The organism is Polaromonas sp. JS666, assembly GCF_000013865.1.
Classification (GTDB): domain Bacteria; phylum Pseudomonadota; class Gammaproteobacteria; order Burkholderiales; family Burkholderiaceae_C; genus Polaromonas.
In genome coordinates, this window is record NC_007948.1 from 5,064,920 (window position 1) to 5,085,469 (window position 20,550).

At 64.3% G+C, this 20,550-nt stretch carries 23 protein-coding genes and 2 pseudogenes; 8 read left to right on the forward strand and 17 right to left on the reverse strand.

The annotated features are described in order from the left end of the window. Positions 1-24: 24 nt before the first annotated feature. The 12 genes and pseudogenes from BPRO_RS23920 to BPRO_RS23970 all read right to left on the reverse strand — a co-directional run bounded on the left by BPRO_RS23920 (position 25) and on the right by BPRO_RS23970 (position 13,110). Positions 25-804 (reverse strand): HpcH/HpaI aldolase family protein, encoded by a 780-nt coding sequence (locus tag BPRO_RS23920; RefSeq protein ID WP_011485645.1) that lies wholly within the window; start codon positions 802-804, stop codon positions 25-27. Continuing rightward, positions 788-2,014 (reverse strand): type III PLP-dependent enzyme, encoded by a 1,227-nt coding sequence (locus tag BPRO_RS23925; RefSeq protein WP_011485646.1) that lies wholly within the window; start codon positions 2,012-2,014, stop codon positions 788-790. The genes BPRO_RS23920 and BPRO_RS23925 overlap by 17 nt, the downstream gene beginning before the upstream one ends. Beyond that, positions 2,005-3,837 (reverse strand): IucA/IucC family protein, encoded by a 1,833-nt coding sequence (locus BPRO_RS23930; RefSeq protein ID WP_011485647.1) that lies wholly within the window; start codon positions 3,835-3,837, stop codon positions 2,005-2,007. Before BPRO_RS23930 ends, BPRO_RS23925 begins: the two co-directional genes overlap by 10 nt. Before the next feature lie 23 nt (positions 3,838-3,860). Further along, positions 3,861-5,042, reverse strand: coding sequence for an MFS transporter (locus BPRO_RS23935; RefSeq protein WP_011485648.1), 1,182 nt, complete (start codon positions 5,040-5,042; stop codon positions 3,861-3,863). Further along, a complete protein-coding gene (locus tag BPRO_RS23940) occupies positions 5,039-6,601 on the reverse strand; it encodes an IucA/IucC family protein (RefSeq protein ID WP_232291461.1) in 1,563 nt (520 codons plus the stop codon). Before BPRO_RS23940 ends, BPRO_RS23935 begins: the two co-directional genes overlap by 4 nt. Before the next feature lie 233 nt (positions 6,602-6,834). Next, positions 6,835-8,031 (reverse strand): ATP-grasp domain-containing protein, encoded by a 1,197-nt coding sequence (locus tag BPRO_RS23945; RefSeq protein WP_011485650.1) that lies wholly within the window; start codon positions 8,029-8,031, stop codon positions 6,835-6,837. A gap of 33 nt (positions 8,032-8,064) precedes the next feature. Then, positions 8,065-10,155, reverse strand: coding sequence for a TonB-dependent receptor family protein (locus BPRO_RS23950; RefSeq protein ID WP_011485651.1), 2,091 nt, complete (start codon positions 10,153-10,155; stop codon positions 8,065-8,067). Positions 10,156-10,439: 284 nt separating this feature from the next. Continuing rightward, positions 10,440-10,616: pseudogene (locus tag BPRO_RS28805) on the reverse strand (short-chain fatty acyl-CoA regulator family protein); the annotation flags it as partial. A 16-nt stretch (positions 10,617-10,632) separates the two neighbouring features. Next, entirely contained in the window at positions 10,633-11,097 is a 465-nt protein-coding gene (locus BPRO_RS23955) for a DoxX family protein (RefSeq protein WP_011485652.1), read from the reverse strand. Positions 11,098-11,115: 18 nt separating this feature from the next. Continuing rightward, entirely contained in the window at positions 11,116-11,922 is an 807-nt protein-coding gene (locus BPRO_RS23960) for an HvfC/BufC N-terminal domain-containing protein (protein ID WP_041389054.1), read from the reverse strand. Next, a complete protein-coding gene (locus tag BPRO_RS23965; protein WP_011485654.1) occupies positions 11,882-12,784 on the reverse strand; it encodes an MNIO family bufferin maturase in 903 nt (300 codons plus the stop codon). The genes BPRO_RS23960 and BPRO_RS23965 overlap by 41 nt, the downstream gene beginning before the upstream one ends. Before the next feature lie 14 nt (positions 12,785-12,798). Continuing rightward, positions 12,799-13,110, reverse strand: coding sequence for a BufA1 family periplasmic bufferin-type metallophore (locus tag BPRO_RS23970; protein WP_011485655.1), 312 nt, complete (start codon positions 13,108-13,110; stop codon positions 12,799-12,801). A 185-nt stretch (positions 13,111-13,295) separates the two neighbouring features. On the opposite strand from BPRO_RS23970, the gene BPRO_RS23975 reads away from it, so the two are divergent. The 3 genes from BPRO_RS23975 to BPRO_RS23985 all read left to right on the forward strand — a co-directional run bounded on the left by BPRO_RS23975 (position 13,296) and on the right by BPRO_RS23985 (position 15,904). After that, on the forward strand, positions 13,296-14,519 hold the full coding sequence (locus tag BPRO_RS23975; protein ID WP_011485656.1) for an ISL3 family transposase: 1,224 nt from the start codon (positions 13,296-13,298) through the stop codon (positions 14,517-14,519). Between the two features lie 210 nt (positions 14,520-14,729). After that, positions 14,730-15,257, forward strand: coding sequence for a sigma-70 family RNA polymerase sigma factor (locus BPRO_RS23980; protein WP_157045864.1), 528 nt, complete (start codon positions 14,730-14,732; stop codon positions 15,255-15,257). Further along, a complete protein-coding gene (locus tag BPRO_RS23985; protein ID WP_011485658.1) occupies positions 15,254-15,904 on the forward strand; it encodes an NrsF family protein in 651 nt (216 codons plus the stop codon). Before BPRO_RS23980 ends, BPRO_RS23985 begins: the two co-directional genes overlap by 4 nt. 30 nt (positions 15,905-15,934) lie before the next feature. Here BPRO_RS23985 and BPRO_RS30595 read toward each other — a convergent pair whose 3' ends face one another. Genes BPRO_RS30595 through merT form a run of 3 tightly spaced genes read right to left on the reverse strand, consistent with a single transcriptional unit; the run spans position 15,935 to position 16,827 of the window. Then, the gene (locus BPRO_RS30595; protein WP_011485659.1) at positions 15,935-16,156 is read right to left on the reverse strand and encodes a GDCCVxC domain-containing (seleno)protein; all 222 of its coding nucleotides are present in this window, start codon (positions 16,154-16,156) and stop codon (positions 15,935-15,937) included. Continuing rightward, a complete protein-coding gene (gene merP, locus BPRO_RS23990) occupies positions 16,153-16,437 on the reverse strand; it encodes a mercury resistance system periplasmic binding protein MerP (RefSeq protein ID WP_011485660.1) in 285 nt (94 codons plus the stop codon). The genes BPRO_RS30595 and merP overlap by 4 nt, the downstream gene beginning before the upstream one ends. A 12-nt stretch (positions 16,438-16,449) precedes the next feature. Next, the gene (gene merT / locus BPRO_RS23995) at positions 16,450-16,827 is read right to left on the reverse strand and encodes a mercuric ion transporter MerT (RefSeq protein WP_049764295.1); all 378 of its coding nucleotides are present in this window, start codon (positions 16,825-16,827) and stop codon (positions 16,450-16,452) included. Positions 16,828-16,881: 54 nt separating this feature from the next. On the opposite strand from merT, the gene merR reads away from it, so the two are divergent. Beyond that, positions 16,882-17,292 carry an Hg(II)-responsive transcriptional regulator gene (gene merR, locus BPRO_RS24000; RefSeq protein ID WP_011485662.1) on the forward strand — a complete coding sequence of 137 codons (411 nt, stop codon included), beginning with the start codon at positions 16,882-16,884 and terminating at the stop codon, positions 17,290-17,292. Between the two features lie 7 nt (positions 17,293-17,299). Here merR and BPRO_RS30600 read toward each other — a convergent pair whose 3' ends face one another. Together BPRO_RS30600 and BPRO_RS29820 are read right to left on the reverse strand one after the other, a co-directional pair. Then, on the reverse strand, positions 17,300-17,518 hold the full coding sequence (locus tag BPRO_RS30600) for a hypothetical protein (protein WP_011485663.1): 219 nt from the start codon (positions 17,516-17,518) through the stop codon (positions 17,300-17,302). Further along, a complete protein-coding gene (locus BPRO_RS29820; protein ID WP_157045865.1) occupies positions 17,499-17,672 on the reverse strand; it encodes a hypothetical protein in 174 nt (57 codons plus the stop codon). The genes BPRO_RS30600 and BPRO_RS29820 overlap by 20 nt, the downstream gene beginning before the upstream one ends. A gap of 6 nt (positions 17,673-17,678) precedes the next feature. On the opposite strand from BPRO_RS29820, the pseudogene BPRO_RS28120 reads away from it, so the two are divergent. From BPRO_RS28120 to BPRO_RS24020, 4 genes and pseudogenes are all read left to right on the forward strand, one after another. Then, positions 17,679-18,298 (forward strand): annotated as a pseudogene (locus tag BPRO_RS28120) (LysR substrate-binding domain-containing protein); the annotation flags it as partial. Positions 18,299-18,631: 333 nt separating this feature from the next. Next, complete coding sequence (locus BPRO_RS24015) at positions 18,632-19,078, forward strand: SRPBCC family protein (RefSeq protein WP_011485664.1); 447 nt, start codon at positions 18,632-18,634, stop codon at positions 19,076-19,078. A gap of 211 nt (positions 19,079-19,289) precedes the next feature. Continuing rightward, positions 19,290-19,619: a low molecular weight protein tyrosine phosphatase family protein gene (locus tag BPRO_RS30605; protein WP_011485665.1), complete on the forward strand. Its 330-nt coding sequence runs from the start codon at positions 19,290-19,292 to the stop codon at positions 19,617-19,619. A gap of 96 nt (positions 19,620-19,715) precedes the next feature. Further along, the gene (locus BPRO_RS24020) at positions 19,716-20,435 is read left to right on the forward strand and encodes a hypothetical protein (RefSeq protein WP_011485666.1); all 720 of its coding nucleotides are present in this window, start codon (positions 19,716-19,718) and stop codon (positions 20,433-20,435) included. Positions 20,436-20,550 lie beyond the last annotated feature (115 nt).

Genomic DNA, 20,550 nt, shown 5'->3' on the forward strand with positions numbered 1-20,550 from the left:
ACACTAGGTTGGGCATTGCTTGCACTAATTCACGCCTTCAGGAGGCCGGTAGATGCCCAGATGCGCCTTGATCGCACGGAAACTCAGGCCACGGTCGTCGCCGAGCAGAAAGGCCCTGACACCGGCTTCGCACCACGCCTCATGCTGGCCGTCGGCCCGCGGAATCGCGCAGAACGGCAGCGCGTGCGCCGCGCAGGCCGCGGCCACTCGGCGGATCGCCGACTGCACTTCGGGATGCTGCACCTGCCCGGGAACACCCAGGGACTGGGACAGGTCGACCGCGCCCTCCAGAATCATGTCGAGGCCGGGCACGGCCGCGATGGCGTCGATGTTCTCGACGCCGGCCCTGTCCTCGATCATCGCCACCACCATGATCTCGCGGTTGGCAAGCGCCATGTAATCCTGCAGGCCGAGGGTCCCGAAGCCCGTGGTGCGACCGCCGCTGATGCCGCGCTCACCCAGCGGGTGGTAGCGGCTCGCCAGGACCGCCTGCCGCGCCTGTTCGCCATCCTGCACGCAGGGCACCACGATGCCCTGGGCGCCGGCGTCGAGCACGCGCAGGATGGTCTTGAGCTCGACGCCCGGCACCCGGACCAGCGGCGTGAGCCCGCAGCCCTCGGCGGCGCGGATCATGTTCTCCAGTGTCTGCGGATTGACGCCCGCGTGCTCCAGGTCGAGGATCACGAAGTCGTAGCCCGCGTAACCGATCATTTCCACCAGCAGCGGCGCGGGAATCGAATTGAGCAGCCCGTACACCCGCTGCCCCGCTTCGAGCCGGGCCCTGAGCTTATTCGTCTGCAGCATCGGCGTGCTCCATCGGCAGGTACCAGTGCTGCGGATGCGGGTGGCGCAGGAAGTCATGGTGCGAGATGTGCCAGGCGTAGGCGCCGGCATACGGGAAGACCAGCAGGTCGCCCACCCGCACCCGTTCCACCGGCGCGTCGAAAGCCAGCAGATCCTTGGGCGTGCACAGCTGGCCGACCACGTGGACGGTGGCGTCGCGCAGTTCGGGCCGGGCCCAGGGATACGGCCAATGCTCGACCGGCAGGACGTGGAACGGATGGCTGTGGCCCTGCGCGTAGGGCGTGCGGAAATGGTGGGTGCCGCCGCGTGCGACCACGTAGTCGCGGCCGAACGTGTGCTTGAGGTCCAGCACCTGCATGGCGTAATAGCCGCAGGCGGCCGTGATGTAGCGGCCACATTCGAAGCGCAGGCGCGGCAGGCCCGGCCGGCTTGCCCGCAAGCGCTGCAGTCCGGCGCCGAAGGCCGCGAGGTCGAACTGCTGCTGCGGCTGCCGGTAGTTGACGCCGATGCCGCCGCCAACGTTGACATGGTCGATGTCGAGCCCGTACGCCCCGCACCAGCGCTCGACCTGCTCGAGGTAGGCGGCGATCAGTTCGACGTGGGCAGCGGCGTCGAGCTGGTGCGACAGCAGGTGGAAATGAAAGCCGCGCAGGCGCAGGCCCGGTGCCTCGCGCAGGCTGGCCAGGCAGGCGGGCAATTGGTCGACGGCGATGCCGAACGGTGTCGCTTTGCCACCCATCATCAGCGTCGTCGCGGCCAGCCCGGGCAGCGGCAGGTTGACGCGCAGCAGCACGGGAGCGGTCCTGCCGGCGGCCTCGGCCAGCCAGGCGAGCCGCCGCAGTTCGTGCAGACTTTCCACGTGGATGGCCTCGACGTCGCTGTCCAGCGCCAGCCGGAGCTCGGCGTCGGTCTTGCCGGGGCCGCTGAAGATCAGCGGCGTGCTGGGGAAATGCTCGCGCACCCAGGCCAGCTCGCCGCCCGAAGACACCTCGAAGCCGGCCACGCGCGGTGCCAGCGTCCGCAGGATGGGCAGGTCCGAATTGGCCTTGATCGCGTAGAACAGCTCACAGCCTGCGGGCAGCGCCGCGACCACGGCCTGGCTGTGCCGGCGCAGCGCCTCGAGGTCATAGACATAGGCGCACAGCGGCTGCGTGGCGTCAGCCAGCGCCGCCCTCAGGTGGCGCGCCACCGTGTCCACTCTCAGTTCCATGGGGAGCCCTCGCCGGCGGCAGCGATCGGGTTGCCGACCGGCACATAGGTGGATGCGCGGTCGGCGCGCTGGAAAAAGCGGTTGCTCAGATTGGTCTTGCCGGGGAAGGGCTCACCGGCCAGCAACGCGTTGATGCGCCGCGCCGAGGCCGGGCTGCCCCACTGCGCCTGGTAGCGCTGCAGGTGATGCCGGACCAGGGCCCACAGCCTCGGCTGCAGCGCCGGCTGGTCGGCCGAGAGCTGGCCGATGGCCTCGGCGAAATTGTTGACGAAGAGGCAGTAGGCGATGCGCTTCCAGCCCTGCTCCTCGTCATACCACAGCGCCTGCCGCGCACGTGCGCTGATCTCGTTCAGCGCCTGCGCCGGGTAGTGCCCGGGCAGCAGCTTGACGCCCTCGAAATCGCGCAGGAACAGCTGGCATGGCCAGCCAGCCTGCAGCCCGACCAGCACGTTCTGCAGATGCGGCTCAAACACCAGTCCGTGCGCGAAATAGCAGTGAAGCACCGGGTACATCAGCTGTGCGACGTAGTCGGAAAACCAGCGCTCGGTCACGCTGGCGAGCGGGCTGTGCTCGCGTGCGGCGATGTCGCCGAGCAGATGGCGCATGCGCATTTCACCGTACACATGGTTTCCGAACAGCGCGCCAACCAGCAAGGCGGTCGCGCCGGGCCGCAGCAAGGCCTCGACGTTGCGGCGCAGGATCATGCCGAATCCCTCGGTCACCTCGCGGTTGCCCGCCGGGTCGGCATCGCGCAGGTCAACCGACAGGAACGCCGGCTCCTCCAGCACCTCCAGCCCCGCAAACTCGCGCTGCAGCCCGGGCAGCAGGCCGCGCATGATGCGGCTCACCTGGATCGCCCCCTCCAGTTCGTACCAGGCGTTCTTGCGCACACAGTTGGTCAGCCGGACGTTCAGCGAGAACTTGTAGAAATAGGGATTGCCCGGCTGGTACAGCGTGCGCACCGACGAGGTCGCGTAAAACGGCGCGCCATGTGCGCCGAGGTGGCGCAGCCGGCCCTCGTGGATGGCCTGCCTGACCAGCGGGTGCGTCAGCAGATGGCCCGCCTGCCAGGGATGCACCGGGACCGCGACGCAACCGGGTTCGACCGCCGGCGCGCCCGCCGCGACAAGCTCCTCGCAGCGCTGCCCCAGCAGCGACTGCTGCACGACGTCCTCGGCGCGCACCGCGAAGTAATGCAGCGGGAAGCACGCCCCCAGCTCCGGCGAGAAGCGGCCCAGGTCCCCATCGGTAAAACCCTGGCGGCTCTTCGGCGCGGGGTGAAAGGGGTGGCCGAACACCAGCGACTGCTCGGAATCAATATAGGCTTCGACCGGGTCGGCGGGCAGGCGCGCAGCCGGCGGGCACAACAGTGCTCGCGTGGTCATGGCCACGCTGTTGCGAACCTGCTCCATCAGCTCGGTATTGGGCGGCAAGCCGTGCCTGAGCGCCATCTCGCGCAGCAGCAGCGCCGCCTGCGCCGCCCAGTCGAGCAGGGCCCAGGGCTTGCCGGGCGCCTTGTGAAAAAACGGCGAATGGTAGCGGTAGTTGCCGGTGAGCGAGGCTGCCGCAACCACCACCAGCAAGCGCTCGCCGGTGTGCGGCAGTTGCACGTGCAGCACCTGGCCGCCTTCGCGCTGCAACGCCATCTTGACCGCGGCTGGCCAGTCGTTTTGCCAGAACAGCGGACCGACGCTGAGTTCGCCGGCGGGACCGGCCACTTCGCGGCAATAGCAGTTGAGCAGCGTCTCCTGGCTGCGCTGGCCGGCTTCGTGTGCAGCCGGGCTCGTCAGTTCGGCGTGCTGGGCATTGGATGTGTGTTGCATGGATGTTCCTGGGTAGGGATGAGTCAGGTGCTGGCGCGCAACCGGTGGCGCGGCGCCAGTGTCAGGTAAGCCGCCGCGCAGGCCACCATGGCTGCGCCGAGAAAAAACGGCGCGGCCAGACCGAAAGCCTGGGCGACGAAGCCGGCCGACAGGCCTGCCGCCACCGCGCCCCATTTGGAGCTGCTCTCAAACCAGCCGAAGGCGCGACCGGCGCTGCTGCCATGCACCACCCCGGCGATCAGCCCGTGCAGCGCAATAAAACCGGCGGTCATCGCCAGCCCCATCACCCCTCGCCACGCGACCAGCGCGGCGAGCGAGCCGGCCAGGGCCTGGCCCACCAGGCACAGCGCCAGCGCGGCAAACGCCGCAGCCAGGATGACGGTCTGCCTGCCGCGGGCGAGCCAGCGGGTCAGCGGCAGCGCCGCGAGCAGGTAGACGGCATGCGGCAGGCCGAACAGCAGGCCGGCCATGCCGGTGGACAGTCCGGCGAAGCGCTGCTGCACATGCGGCGCGAAGTAGGGAAAGGTCACCACCGTCGCGAACACAAAGGCGAACTGCAGCGCATAGACCTGCCGTGGCGTGGCCTCGGCCACCGCCGCAGCTTCGTGCGCGGCTGGCGTTTTCTGCGCTGCGGCGCCCGCAGGCAGGCAAACGGCCAGCGCCGCGGCGGCCAGCGGCAGCAGTGCCAGCCAGCGGTACATCTCGATCGGCGAACTGGCGCCCGCCTGCAACGCCAGTCCCAGCGCCAGCGGCGCGGCCACCAGCGCGGCGCGCGCCGACCACTGCATGGCGGTCAGGCCGCGTGCCAGCGCCGGGCCGCTGGCGATGGTCGCCAGGTAGGCATTGGACGCCGCAAAGGTGCCGCCCAGCACGCCTTGCAGTGCCAGTGCCGCGAAGAACACCCAGGTGTTCGTGGCAAAGCCGGCCAGCAGAAAGCTCGCGGCCAGCCCGAGCTGGGCGCGGATCAGCAGCCTCTTCTTGCCATACCGGTCCGCCAGCCGGCCCCACCAGGGACTGCTCAGCGCGGCGAACGCGGTCGGCACCACGTAGAACCAGCCGGCCAGGTAGCGCGCCTCGTTGTGCAGCGACTGCTCCAGGATCAGCGCGAAGAACGGCGGCATGCCGAGCGCGGCGAAAGCGGCCACGAAATGGCCCGCCATCACCGCCAGCACGATGGCGCGCGGCACAGGCGACGGCGTCATCATGCGGCCTTCAGGAAGTTGGGCGCGCTCTTGCCATAGAACTTGTTGACGTCCGCCGCGCCGGTCGCGCCCTTGTCGAGCAGGGTCGCCGCGGTCAGCAGGTACTTGATGTACAGCCAGTCGTCGTCGAGAAGGGTCTGGCGCGCCAGCGCCACGTCCTCCCCCTCGGCCGCCAGTTCGTCGAGGATGGCGGCCGTACGCTCGCGCAGCCGGGCATAGGTCTGTTCACGGTTGAATCCCGGCACGCACCCGGCCAGCCCCTCGGTCGGCACCGCCAGGTTCAGCTGCAGCGTGATGGTGGTGAACATCTGCGCCAGCGGCAGTTCGTGGTCGACCACCAGGCGCGCGTCCTCCAGGGCCTCGATGTGCGCGGCCAGCGCTGGCGCGACACGTTCCAGCCGGGCGCGGTGCAGGCGCGCCGCGTCGTTGTCCTTGAGCAGCAGCCGCAGCCGCGGCGCCTCGTCGGCAAACACCAGCACCGAGTTCTGCTGGTTGGACTCCAGGGCAATGCCGTAGCGCACCCACAGGGTCAGATGCAGGCGCAGCGTCAGCGCCAGGTAGTCGTCGAACAGCGCCACCGTATCACCGCCATAAAAGCGCGCCGCAAGCTCTTCGGCCACGCAGCCGCCGGCCGGACTCGGCGCCAGCAGGCCCGCCACCGGAACCAGCGTGGCGTGCCGCAGGGCGGCTTCGGGGTAGCGGCGCACGATGTAGCCGAGAAAGGTCTTGCCATCGACGTGCGCGCCGGTATCCTCGGCGGTCAGCAACAGGCGTCCCCGGATGGCCGGCTCGCGCTCGGCGATAGCGCCCAGCAAGTCCTGCACGCGCTGCCCATCGCGAATCGTGCTGGGCTTGATGGTGCGAATGTTCTTCGCGCCCAGGGTGCGTATGGTCAGCGGCAGCTTGAGGTGCCAGGCCGGAGCCTCGGCCAGCACCAGCGAACGCACCGACAGCGTGGGCGCCACCCACAAATGGCTGCGCGGGGCGCGGATCACCTGGTCGCTCAGGCCGCTGCCGGCCAGGAAGGCGTCCAGCTCGCCTTGCCAGACGAACGGGTGCACCGGCACCAGCGCGTGGTCCGCGGCCAGCGTGCCGGGCAGTCCGACATCGGCGAAACCAGGCCAGCCGGGTGGCAGGCGATCGCCGCTCGGGTGGTACAGCGCGCGCGGCACGGCCAGCCAGTTCAATTCGAAGGTGCAGGGAAATTCCGGTGCGTAGCGGCGCAGGTGCTCCACCTCGAAGCCCAGCTTGGCGCGCGCGGTCGGATAGAGCGGATGGTCCAGGTAGGACGCCAGCCGGTCGTAGCGCAACATGCGCTCGTGCCAGTGAACGGGTTCGTGCGCGGGCCCCGCCTCGAACCAGTCACGCCGCGCCGCCTCGGCCGCGTGGCGGTGTTCTACCGCCGCCGCGCATTCGCGCTCGAAGTCGGCAAAACGCGCGCGGGTGTCGCTGTCCGCCCCGGCACTGAAGCTCGCCAGGATGTCGGCCACATGGAACAAGGCCTGCACCTGGCCGCACTCCTCGACCAGCAAGGGCAGCCGGGTGAGCCGCCAGCTCTGCATGAAACGCTCCGGCGTGACCGCGATCCACATTCGCCCCGCCCCGAAGTGGCTGATCTCCAGCCAGCGTTGCGCCGGCGGGAATCCGGCGCCGGCCGTCAACGCGTCGCCGCGCACCAGGCGGGCGCGCGTGACACAGCCGCGCACGTCCTCGCGCAGCAGGGCGTCGACTACGCGGGTGCAGACATAGGCTGCGTCGGTGTCCGGCAGGCATTGCCCATCCATGGCACGCTGGTTCATGCCGTGATCTCCCAGGACAGGCGTTCTGCGGCAGCGTCCATGGCCAGGGCCAGCGTGCCGGCGTCAGGGCCGGCGCCGCGCAGCACGCCCAGGTAGTCCTTGTTCGAGTGGGTCAGCGCGATCGCGTCGCCGACCGCGCGCAGCGGCTGGTAGGTCAGGCGCAACGCGTCGCCGCGCTCGGTGAAGGCCGCCGGCGCCCGGGCCACCGTCCCCGCTTCGCAGGCCACGAAATAGCGGATGTGCGCGGCACGATCGGCCAGCTGCAGCGCAGGCAGCGGCTGACCCAGATAAAGGCGCAGCACCGTTTCGAACAGCGCCATGTCCAGCGCGTCCTGCAGCAGGAACTCGCGGTAGTCACCGATGTTGCGGTAGTTGATCTCGATCAGGCGCGGCCCCTTAGCGCTCATCACGAACTCGGTGTGGCAGGCACCGAAGCCGATGCCGAAGGCGCGCACGATCTCGAGCACCCGGGCCGCCTCGCCCCGCGGCGGGCCGGGCATCCACACGGCTTCGTGCTCGATGAAGTGCGGCGGCGGCGACAGCCGCACCTGGAAGCCGCCCAGCACCACCAGCGACTTGCCGTCGCCCAGAGTCTCCAGCGTGTGGAGCGGACCGTCGATGTACTCCTCGATCAGCATCGGCCGGCCCGGATGATCGGCCCACACGGCCGCGCACTGTGACTGCAGTTCGGCGCGATCACGGGCGAGGCTGACCTGCAGGCTGGCCACGCCCTCGCGCGGCTTGACCACCGCCGGGAACGGCACCTCGGGCAGCGCCGACAGCATGGCCGGGTCGCAGACCGTCGCGTGCCACAGCGTGTCGATACCCAAGGCCTGCAGGTGGACACGCATTTGCGCCTTGTTCTTGGCGCGGTAGGTGGTGTGCCAGTCCTTGCGCGGCAGGCCGAAATAATCGGCCGCCACCGAGGTGCTGGTCTGCAGATGGTCGCTGTTCGAAAAAATCGCGGCCGGACGAACCGCGCGCTGGGTCAGCGCATCGATCACCGCCAGCGGGTTGAACACATCGCAGGACAGGATTTCGTCGGGATAGGCCGGCAGCCCGCTCCTGGCGAAATGCGCGCGATGCGCATCGGCACAGTCGGTCAGCAAGGTCACCGACAGGCCGAGCGACCTGGCCGCCGGCAAGAAGCCCTCGTTCACCGAATCGGTGGGCACATGGGCCAGCACAATCATATTTTGCACAGTCAACCTTTGTCTTGTGTGTATTTACAGATCCATCTGCAGGCTCGCCAGAACCGCTCGGCCCGGTTGCGGCATGCGACCCTGGCTGTAGTCCACCCCCCGGAAGTAGTAGTCACGGTTGAACAGGTTGTTGAGCGCAAGACCGGCCTTCATGCGCGTGCCGTTCCACTTGAAGGCATAGCCGACTTGCGCATTCCACAGCCAGTAGGACGGGATTCGACCCACCGAGCCGCTCGCGTTCTCGGCGACCGTGTTGGCGCCGTCACTGAACATCCCGCTCTGGTAATGCCCGTTCAGGTTCCAGGTCCAGCCCTGGCTTCGGTAAGTGGTGTCCAGTGCCAGCTGGTGGCGCGGCGCGTAGGGCAGCTCATTGCCCTTGAACGAACCGGACTGCTGCTCGGTGTCCACCTGCGTGTAGGCGGTCTTGAACTCGAGCCCACGAACCGCCTGGGGTCGCCACTTCATCTCAAGTTCCGCACCCTGGTGACGCGCCTGGCCGAGGTTGCGGAATCCGACGGTGGCGTTGACGAATTCCAGCTTGTTGTCGAACTGGAAGCGAAACCCCGTCAGCGCCAGATCCAGCTCGGGCGTCGCGGCCCAGCGTGCGCCGGCTTCAAGGTTTTTCGCACGCTCTGCCGCCAGGTCGCCACCGTAGGTGATTTGGGTGAACTGGACCGGTCGCAGGGACTTGTGGGCATTGGCAAACAAAAACACATCGTTGCTCGCCTGATAGCCCACATCGAGGCCCGGCAGCCAGTCCTTGGTCGTGTCACGCGTCTGCGCGCCAGTGGCGTTGTTGCGGTAGGAAAGCCTGACGTCCTCGTGACGCACACCCGGGGTGATCTTCAGCTTGCCGTTCAGCAACGAAAAGGTGTCGCTGACGTAGGTCGCGTAAGCGTCGTTTTCGAAGCGCCAGTCGCGGGTGACGGAGTAGGCGCCGCTGACCAGCGTGGTGCTGTCAACCTTGTAGTCCACCTCCTCGCGCATGTAGCGCATGCCAAGCATGATTTTTTGCTTGACCGGCCCATTGACGTCGAAGCTTAGCCTGGGCTCGGTGCCGTACACCCAGAATTCCCGCGGCGATGACTGCCGCTGGGTGGATGCCGTGTCGGCGTTGCTCGCATTGCCGAAGGCGAAGGTGCGCAGGCTGCGATGGCCGAAATTGTTCCAGCTGAGTTCGGTGCCATCGCCGAATTGATGCGTGTAAGTCGCGTAGGCGCGCGTGGTCTCACCATCGAAACGGTCCTGCGGGCGAGTCGATTGCGTGCGATCCTGGGCATAGGCTCGCGGGGTGAGCGCGCCGGGCAGTTCGTTACGGGTCGTGTACCGCTGCAGTCCCGCCTTGATCTCTGTCGCATCGCTCGCAAACCAGTCGGCATCGAGCATCAGGTTGCGGGTTGAGGTGTCGGAATGTGCGCGCTCGCCCTGCCCGTCGATCACATTCGCCTGCACCTGCAGCCCCAAACGGTCGCTGACGAAGCCGCCGGCCCTCGCGTAGCTGTCGCTCAATATCCGGCCGTTTTTGGCAATGGACAGCGTCTCCTTGAGCGTGAACGAGGGCTTCACCGGAATACGCTTGGTCACAAAGTTGATCACCCCGCCGACGTTGTTGGGGCCGTAGTGCACCGCCACGCCTCCACGCGCCACATCCACCGCCTCGACAGCATTGAGCGTGAGGGGGAACAGCGAGGCGCCGGTTTGGCCGTAGGGTGCGAGCGTCATCGGGATGCCGTCCTGCAACAACAGCACCTGTTCGCTGCGCAGCGGATTGAGGCCGCGCAAGCCGATGTTCGGCAATACACCCGTACCACTCTCGTCGAGGACGGTCACACCGGGCACTTGCCGCAGGGTTTCGTCCAGGGTGCGTGCACCGGTGTTTGCCAGGTCACCTTCGCTGATGACGGAGCGGGCGCCGGGGTGCTTCTTCGCGGCACTGGAATCTGGCGCCCCCAGCCAGTCAGTGGTGACATGCACCGTTGGTAGCGTCACTGCTGGCGAAGTTTCCTTCGCCGTTTCAGTTTCAGTCAGCTCGGCAGCCCCGGCATGCGCCCCGATGAAACCGAGCATCAAGTGGATGGCGACCACTACGGGATGGCGGGCAAAGTTACTACGCATTTTTCTCCAGGTATCGGTTGTTTTGAAAGATTTCTGCCACCAGTCAGGTCTACCCCTCCAGACAAGCGCATGGTGTACTTTACGACTGCAAATAAGAATGATTCGTATTAATGAATGATAGCATGTCCTTTTTTCCGAAGGACACTCAACTCAAGAAGAGTTGGCGCACGCATGGCGCATGCTTGCCGATCAGGCTTGACGGCTTGACGGCTTGATCAGAAAATCACGGCTGCGCAGGGCCGACCACACCGCATCGGTGGTGCGTTGGCGAACGCAAGTCGTCGCTACTTTTTATTTGAATGAGAACCGGGACGCACTGGCGTTGTCGATGCGACGAGGCAAGGCGCAAACCGCCCCTGGTTTTCGTTGACGTCCAGCGCGCCGCCCATGAACGGAAATGCGCGTTGCGGGCAGGCTTCGCGTTCGCAGCCCTTGCAGCCCATACCGATGGGCGTGGGCGCGGCTCATCTGTGCGGGCTACCTCATCCAGCGCTGCCGCAGCAGGTGGTCGAGGGACCAGGCGCCGGCCCCCCGGCACAGCAGCACCAGCAGCATCGCGGCCCACTGGATATGCGTGGGCCACGCTTGCGGGTAGACGAATATCTCAATGACCGTCGTCATGCCGAGCAGCACCAGCGCCACGGGCCTTGTTGCCAATCCGAGCAGCAGCAGCACCGGCGCGGTCAACTCGATCGACACGGCCATGTAGGCGGCGACTTCCGGAGGCAGAAACGGGACCTTGTACTCCTCGCGGAACAACTCTATCGCGGTGTTCCAGTTCGCCAGCTTGGTCATGGCGGAATTCCAGAACACCGTGGCAACGGCGATCCGTAGCGGGACGGCGAGGAGCGCGTAGGGCACGCGGTCCAGCCACCGGACAAGACGCACCAGCAGCTTGTCATTTGCCGCCAGCGGCGTAACGGATTGAGGCGAGCGTGTCATGTGCGAATCCTCCGCAGGTTAAAGTGCCAGCGACTCGTGGGCCAAACTGAAGTTCGTGAAGCATCCGCGCGCAAGATGCGCAGCGAGCAAGGCGTGCGGCTCGGCGCAAGATACCGCCGCCAGCGCCGCGCCCAACAACTGCCCGGAAAACAGCGCTGCGGCAACGCGCCATTCGGGCTCGCTCAGGCGCACCGCACGGACATCGCCGTGCGTTCGCTGAACCAGCAGCCAGACCGGGCCGTCTGCGAGGTCGATCGCCGCCATGGCGTCCTCATCACGCTCCAGGACCGCGTGCCAGATGGTGTCGGCCGGGAACCCGCAGCGCAGCAATTGCGCCGCCGGATGCGGCTCGAAGCGCAGGTCTTCCAGCTCGGCTTCGCCCAAGGTCGCCAGGCGCGCGATCTCCAGCGGTTCGGCGTCAGCCGCGTGCAGGACGAGGTTGACTTTCCATTCGAGCCGGGCCAGGTCCGGCAGATAAGGCACCGACGCCGCCTGCGCAAGTTGCGCCAGAAATTGCGGGAAGTCCGCGCCATACGCATCCAGCCAGGCACTGCGTGGCGGGGCCTCAGCCGCGAACAGGCGCGCCGCTCCCTCGAAGAACTCCGGCCCGACCACATGCTGCACGGCCGGAAATGCCAGCTGGAGCGCTGTCACGAGCACGCCGGCCGACGTGTTGCGGTAAATGCCGAGCCGCTCGCCCGCGCCCAATCCTTCGTTGACGACAAAGGCGGACGCAGCCCCGTCCACGCCGCTTTGCAGGCTTTGGCGAATCGCGTGCTGAAGTTCAATCAGCGTTGGCATCAGCGTTGGCGTATGCGACTTCATTGGCGTGTTCCTCGAGAATGGCCTCGGCGATGGCGGCTTCCTCCATCAGGACTTCCAGCGCTGGCACGTTGCTATCCCATTCGATCAGTGTCGGAACCGGCCCGAAGCGCTCGAGTGCCTCGCGGTAGAGCGCCCAGACCGGCGGCGCGACGCGCGAGCCGTGGTCGTCGATGCGCAGCGTCCTGCCTTGGCCGAGCTCGCGGACGCTGTGTCCGGCAAGATGGATTTCTCCGATCGCCGCTGGCGGCAAGGCGGCCAGGTAGGTCCGCGCATCCCAGCCGTGGTTGCTGGCGCTGACGTAGATGTTGTTGACGTCACACAGAATGCCGCAACCCGTGCGTTGCGCGACCTGCGCCAGGAACTCCCACTCCGGAATGGTCGAGTGCCGGAAACGCAGATAAGTCGACGGGTTTTCGATGAGGATGCGCCGCTTCAAGTGCGCCTGGACCTGGTCGACGTGGCGGCAGACGATGGCCAACGCCTCTTCCGTCAGCGGGAGCGGCAACAGGTCGGCCAGATAGGTGCCGCCGGTGACACTCCACGACAGATGTTCGGAGACCAGGCCAGGCTCGACCCGGTCAACGACATTTCGCACACGCTCCAGATGGGCGGCGTCGAGCCCGTCGGCACTGCCCAGCGACAGCCCCACGCCGTGCAGCGAGATCGGGTAGTCGCGGCGAATCGTGTCGAGATAGCGTGGCACCGTGCCACCGCCCATGTAGTTTTCGGTATGCACCTCGAACCACGCGACATCGGGACGCGCCTGGGCGACCGGCTGGTGGTGCCGAAAGCGCAGCCCGATCCCGGCTTTCGCCGGTATCGGGCCCGGCGCAGCCTGCGGCATGACCCCGGAGACATTCATACGCCGGTGTCCGCTCAACTGGCTTTCAGCTTGCCGCCCTGGATCTTGGCGCAGTCACCTGCCGGCAGCATCACGAAGGACTTCGGATCGCGCGCCTGCGTGGCCTGGCCGGCACACGAGTGCGCGCCTTCCGCACAGTCGTTCTTGGCCACGGCACTGATGCCGTAGCATTTCTCCAGCTTGCTTTTTTCCATCTTCGCCATGTTGTCCTTGACGATTTGCGGCATCTCCTTCGTTCCCTGCGCCTGTCCCGGAAATGCCAGGAATGCGAGGGCGAGACCGACCGTTGCAGACAGCGTCGAAGCTGCCAATAACTGCTTGCTCATTTGGGTTTCTCCTAAAGGTGGAAAAGACAGGTTCACGGGCGCAGAATTGCAGCCCTGAAAGGAGATTCGACCGACAGCAGTCAAAGGTTACGCGGCACACTAAAATTATTGGTTCTTCATCAATTTCACTGTGATTTTTTGCTCGCTGCGGGACAATCCAGTGATTCAAAATTACCAGCTTGAACATGAAAGATACGGCGCTGTATGAGCAGCTTCTTGGACTGAAGGCACCCTGGTCGGTCAAGAAGGTAGACCTTTCTTTGACAGACCAGCGCGTGGTGGTCGAAGTCGTGTTGAAGAAGGGTCAGGTATGGGCTGACCCCACCGATGCGACCAAGAGGGCTCACATCAATGGCTGGAGCGAGCGCCAATGGCGTCACCTTGATACATGCCAGTTTGAGACGATCATCAGGGCACGTATTCCCCAGCTCAAATTCAGTGACGGCACTGTCGAAGAGTTGATGGTGCCCTGGGCGGAGCGCTACAGCCGGGTCACCACCTTGATGGCTGCGTTCGTTATCAAACTGCTTGAAGCCTGTCCCACCACGCAAGCCGTATGTACGCTCACACGACTGTCCTGGAGCACGGTCAACGCCATCATGGTCAGCGCCGTGGCGCGAGGCATGCTGCGGCGTACCGAGGAAGAGATTTCGTACCTTGGCATCGATGAAAAGAGTTCGGAGAGAGGCCACACCTACGCCAGCATCCTGACCGACATTGACCGCTCGCGGGTGCTGGACTTGGTGCCAGACAGGAAGCTGGGAGCGGCCGTGAGCTTGCTGGAAACGCTTTCTCCGGCGCAACGCATGTCGGTCAAGGCGGTGGCCATGGATATGTGGCCGGCGTACATGAGTGCGGCCAGGCAATGCATGCCGCAGGCGGACATCGTGCATGACAAGTTTCACATCTCCAAGTACCTTGGTGAGGCAGTGGATGCTGTGAGAAAACAGGAGCACCGCAAGTTGTCCCAAGCAGGCACCTCGCCATTGGCAGGCAGCAAATGGGCGTGGTTGAGAAAGTATCCCGATGGCCGTAGCGCTGAAGCCGTCTCGTTTCGGGCCTTGAACCAGCTCAACTTGAAGACAAGCCGGGCCTGGTGCATCAAGGAGAACTTTACCCAGTTCTGGAGCTACAGCTACAAAGGAGCTGCCAAGCGCTTCTTCAAAGCCTGGTCGAATAACGCGATGAGGAGTCGCCTGGAGCCTGTGAAAAAGGTAGTCAGGATGCTCCGACGCCACGAGGAAGGACTGCTGAACTATAGCCAACATGGAATCAGCAACGCCTGTGCAGAAGGCTTCAATAGTGCCATCCAGCTCATCAAAGCCAATGCGCGCGGGTTTCGCAACTTCACCAACTACCGGGCAAGGATTCTGTTTCATTGTGGAAAGTTGAACTTGGCTATGGCCTAGGAAAAGCTCCCAGTGAATTCACCGAAGCTCCAAATTATTTATTCGAAATTGCACCCGTCCAGAGCGCAAAATTCGGGCATGTCTTCGAAAACTCGGCGGCCCGGCCCTACCCTGAGCCTTGTACCGGAGGCCCGGGATCCAGCCGCGCCCGACCGTGGCGCCACGGCGCCGGATACCCGCGCCGACGGCAGGCTGGATTGGTCCATCTCCATGGCCAGTGCACAAGCGGGCGATCGTGATGCCTACCGGCGCCTGCTCGAAGCGGTCACGCCCTATTTGCGGGCGCTCGCGGCCCGCCACATCGGAAATCGAAGTGACGTCGAGGATACGGTTCAGGATATTCTGCTGACCATCCACACGGTGCGCCACACGTACGACCCGGCTCGCCCGTTTGGCCCCTGGCTGGTGACGATTGCCAACCGGCGCATCATCGACGTGCTGCGGCGACAGGGACGTTGCAGCGCGCATGAAATACCGGTTGAGCCTGAACATGAAACCTTGTCGGCCTCTGAAGCGAACTTACAGGAAGAGGCTGTAAGCGCCCGCATGCTGCGCGACGCAGTGGAGTGCCTGCCAGCCGGACAACGGGATGCCATACGAATGCTGAAACTTGAAGAGATGTCGTTGCTGGAAGCATCTGCGGCCAGCGGAATATCGGTCGCCTCGCTGAAAGTGGCAACGCACCGGGCCTTGAAGAGGCTGCGCGACGTTATCGAAAAACCGGGGAACAGGACATGACGTCAACCCCCGACCTGATCGATTCGCTGGTTGCGGACGCAAAACCGGTGCGGCGCCTGCAGCCGCCTGCGGTGCGGGCTTTGTGCTGGCTGCTGTTTGCGGCGCTGGTGCTGGTGCTGGTCGCCGTCGGACATGGCGTTCGACCGGATCTCATGCTCAAGCTGCGTGAACCGGTTTTTTTCGCCGGCGTTTTGGCAGCCTTGATGACCGGCGTTCTCGCGGCGCTGGCGTCGTTTATGGTGAGCATTCCCGGCCGATCGCGGCGCTGGCTGCTGTTGCCGGCACCCGCGCTGGCCGCGTGGATTTCCACGATTGGTTACGGCTGCCTCACGAACTGGGTCAGCATTGGACCGGACGGCATATCTCTCGGCGAAACCGCACGCTGTTTTGCCACGCTGGCGGTCACCAGCGTCCCGCTGTCGCTGGTGATGCTCATCATGCTGCGCTACGTGGCGCGTCTGGCGCCGGCGCCGGTAGCGATGACGGGCAGTCTCGCGGTCGCCGCGATGACGGCGGTCGCGCTGTCGCTGTTCCATCCGCTCGATGCAACGGTCCTGATTTTGTTATGGAACTTTGGCGTTGCAGCGCTGTTCCTGGCCTTCAGCGGACTCTACGGCAAGCGCCTGTTTGAGTGGGTTGCGCGGTAAGGAGATGCGTGTGCCTTACCAGGGCGCCGATCAGACGCAACAACTCCCCTGCTGACCGCGCTCCTGGATCGGCGGACACGGCACCGTTCCATGCGAGCAGAAGACACAGCAGTCACCCGGTTTCGGTCGCAGGATCGCGTGACAGGCGGCGCACTCATAGAACCATTGACAGGCATCGGTGGGCATGCGTTCCGTTTTGACATGCCCACAGTACGGACAGGTCAAGGTCGAATCCAATACCACGGCGCTCACTGCGTACCCCCTGCGAGGGTTGACGGATAGCCCGCATTCCGGGTGGCTTGCGTCAGGGCTTCGACGCCGGTTCTGGCATCGTCAAACGTGACAATCGCCACGCGCTTGTCGAAGTTCACCTCGACCTGACTGACACCGGCAACACGGGTGAGCGCCTTCCTGACGGTGATCGGGCATACCGGGCAATCCATGCTCGGCACGGACAGCGTGATGGTCCTTGGTGCAGCCTGGACCAGGGTCGTCAACACGGCCAGGAGAGCCACGGCGAATAGTCTGTTCATGGTTTTCCTCTCTCAGTAGAAGAATGGGGCAAGGTATGGGAAGGCCAGTGCGACCAGCACCAGGACGGCCACCAAACCGAACAGCAGCTTGTACGCACGGCTGATCGATGGAATGGCGCAGGCTTCCCCCGCAGCGCAGGCGGCGGCCGGCCGCCAGATGCGTCGCCAGGCAAAGAACATCGCCACCAGCGCTGCGGCAATGAAAACGGGCCGATACGGTTCGAGCAGCGTCAGGTTGCCAATCCACGCGCCAGAAAAGCCGAGCGTGATCAGCACCAGCGGCCCCAGGCAACAGGTCAAGGCGAGAAGGGCTGCCAGGCCGCCCGCGAGCAGTGCGCCACCACCTCGTGGAGTGGGCGGAGTGTCTTCCTGGAATGAATTGGGTGACATGGAGGGCGGCATGAAGTAAGCTTACTTCCGTACTTAAGTACGGAGTCAAGTGGCATGCAAATACCATCGCAAATTCTCACCATCGGCGCGCTGGCTGCCGAGGCAGGCGTCAATGTCGAAACCATTCGTTTTTACCAGCGCAGGAAGCTGCTGCCCGAGCCTGAGCGCCCTTTCGGCGGCATTCGCCGCTATGGCCCAGCAGAGGTATCTCGTCTGCGCTTCATCAAGGCGGCCCAGCGCATCGGATTCACGCTGGACGAGATCGCGCAGTTGCTGCAGCTTGAAGACGGCACACATTGCTCGCAGGCCAGAACCATCGCAGAGCACAAGCTCACCGATGTCCGCCATCGGCTCGAAGATCTGCAGCGTATCGAAACAGCCCTGGCGCAACTCGTCAAACGTTGCGCCGCCGGCCGGGGCAAGGTCACCTGCCCGCTGATTGCGTCTTTGCAGGAGACGGCCTGACAGAGGATTAACTGAAGCAAATACCCGATGCCGCATTCGAGGCCGCATTAGAGGCCACGTGGGCAGCACGCTGCATGATCGACCCGGCTACATCGAAGGTTCCGAACGCACCGCTATTGATCAAGGCCTGGACCGTTCCCAGCAGACCGCCCCAGACGGTCAGCAAGATGACTTGTTCGGTTCGGGCACGTGGTCCGTTCTCCCTCTTACTGAAATAGTCGCTCATCGGCCCCCCTTTGCACGGGCGATGCTGCAGGGGAAGCGTTATTGACGATGTTGTTCAGCACCTCGACACTGGCAAGCACAGCCTCCAGCGAAGGCACATCACCAAAGATCATTCCTGCCGTCGCCTCGTAGTCTTTGACAAGGGCATCGCGCATGGCCGGAGTCGGCACCAGCAACCCGCCGGGCCGCTGCGGGTCAATACGGCCTCGCCCTTCATGCTTCACGCCGTGGTGCCGGCATTCAGCGCGCTGTTTCCCAAATCCACCCTGAGCTCAACACGGATGACCTGAACGTCGACCTGCTGGAGCAGCGCACCGACATTGCCATCCGCATCGGGCCGCTGCGCGACTCGACCCTGCATGCGCGGCTACTGTGCAGCAGCCGGCTGCGCGTGCTGGCCAGCCCCACCTATCTTGAAAAGCACGGCAAGCCCAAACGCGCCGCAGATCTTGCTGGCCACCAGTTCATCGGCAACAGCCAGCTGCCCGCGCTGAACGAGTGGCCACTGCGCGGGCCGCAGGGCGACAGCTTCGCGGTGACGCCGACGATGAGCGCGTCCAGCGGCGAAACCATGCGCCACCTAGCTCTGGCAGGCATGGGCATCGTGTGCCTCGCCGACTTCATGACCGAGGCCGACCGCGCGCGCGGCGACCTGGTGCAGCTGCTGGTGCGCGGCACCGTCGAAGTGCGGCAGGCCGTCAACGCGGTGTACTACCGCAACACGGCGCTGTCCTCGCGCATCACGGCGTTTCTGGACTTTATGGCCGAGCGCCTGCAGTGACACCACCGCACAGGTTGAGGTCATCGCGGCAGAGGATGCACTGTACTGAGTGCGTATTCCGATGCAGTTGACCACTTGTGCCGGTAGAAGCGGCCCCCTGCTGCGGGTATTCATTGACCAGGCCTAAACGCACATTTCTCCGTAAAAAATGGCGATGCATCGCTCTCGGTTTGCTGCTGGGGCATGCCCTAAGCTGAGGCAGAATACGGTCAAATACCGGTCCCTCCCTCGGGCCTCAGAATCAGGAGCTGGCGTCGCTCGGTGTCGATTTTCCGCAAGCTGATTCGTCGTGTCAGTTGAGGGTCATCCTCTGCACTTCAGGAGAACACAACCATGGCTACCAACTCCGTCCGGCTGCACCGCGTGTTGCGCACCTCACCGGACCGGCTCTACCGCGCCTTCGTCGAACCAAGCGCTTTCGAGCGCTGGCTGCCACCATTCGGATTTACCGGCCAAGTCCACAGCATGGAGCCCGTGGTCGGGGGCGCTTGGCGCATGTCCTTCACCAACTTTGGTACCGGCCACAGCCACTCGTTCGGTGGGAAGTACCTGGAACTTGTCCCCGGCCAGCGCATTGCGTACGATGCGACGTTCGACGACCCCAACCTGCCGGGCACCATGAAGACCACGGTGACGCTGACCCCAGTTTCCTGTGGCACCGAAATGTCCGTCGTGCAGGAAGGCATCCCCGATGTGATTCCTACCGAAATGTGCTACTTGGGCTGGCAGGAGTCGCTTCTTGCGCTGGCCCAGTTGGTCGAGCCGAATATTCCGGGCTGAGGAGTCCGCTCTTGGCCGACGTAAAAAACCGACCTTCGATAGCCGGCTCCGGTAAACCTCATCCGCATGTTGAATCCAACAGGACTTACCCCCGAGATCATTCCAACGCGACTGTTGGAAAGGGGCTGAAGATGGGCGACCGGCTACAGCCGGCCAAAAGCGGAAATTCAGGACCAGCGGCCAGCACAATCAGTAAAACACCACCAACCCAATGCCAAGAGTGCTCTTCATTTGCAGTCGAAACAGGTTGCGCAGCCCCACAGCGGAGCGTATCTTTTCTGCCGTGCCTGGCGTTGAGACGGATTCCGCTGGCTTGGCATCCGATGCGGATTGCCCGCTAAGCTCTGACCAGATTGATTGGGCTGATGTCATCTGCGTCATGGAAAAACGGCATCGGCTGCAGCTGACGCAGAGATTTAAACGATATTTGTCAGGTAAAAAGGTTGCTTGCTTGGACATTCAGGACAACTATCAGTTCATGCAGCCAGAGCTAGTCTCACTTTTGGAAAAACGTGTACCTCCACACTTGCGCTTGCGGTAGATTTGGGCCCATGCGTGAGATGCCTGACCGACGCCAATCCGGCAGAATGCGGCCAGAAGCAGTCGTCGCAAGCAGGCGCTCTAATGAACGCTCGACATGACCTATAGCAAGCAGTTCTTCGACCTTCAATTTCACTTCGCTTCCAGCGTGGCGGCGCTGTCGGGAATGCCTCTGGCAAGCGCGCTCCTCGACTACACGAACTTTTATGTTCGATTTGGCCTCGGCCGCGAGTTCGACGCTACCCATCCAGCTTGGCGGGAATATCTGAATGGTCTCGAGCGCTCGACCAACCAGGAAGACTGGACATTCAGCTTCTATCGGGCTTGTCTCCAAGATGTCAGGCCGCCATCGGTCATTGCGAGCGTTGGCTGCTTCTCATACGCCCGCTTGGGTAGCGACTACATCCGCCTTCACTTCCAGAACACTGAAACAGAGGGGCATTCCCCGTTGGCGTTGGAGCGTCGCGAGCACAGGCTGGCAGAGCTACAGACACTATTTTCGATGGTCCTCCAAAGTGAGCGTCCGCAGGCGCGGGTGGTGGGGACGTCGTGGTTGTACAACCTTACTGCCTATCGCCGGCTCTTTCCGGAGGCGTATCTCGCTACGGCAGCGGTGACCGGACCACGATTTCGAAACATGCCGCTGTGGGGCCAGTTTCTGGATAGACATGGGGCGGTAAAGCAAGGCTTGGTGGCTCCTTTCCTGCGTCAGCTTGCCAATCAATCGAGTCTGGATGGGCTTTCCCAGTGCTTTCCATTCCAAGTTCTCGAGCTCGAAGCGCCCGTGTCTGCGTTCTATGACTTTCATGGGCTGTAGACGCCCCGGAAGACAAGGGCAGAATACGGCCAGAAGCGGACATTGACGACGTTGCAGAATTACAAAAACTGAGCGTCTTCAAAAAGTCCTTGACTCTGCCCCTGCGGCCACGTTG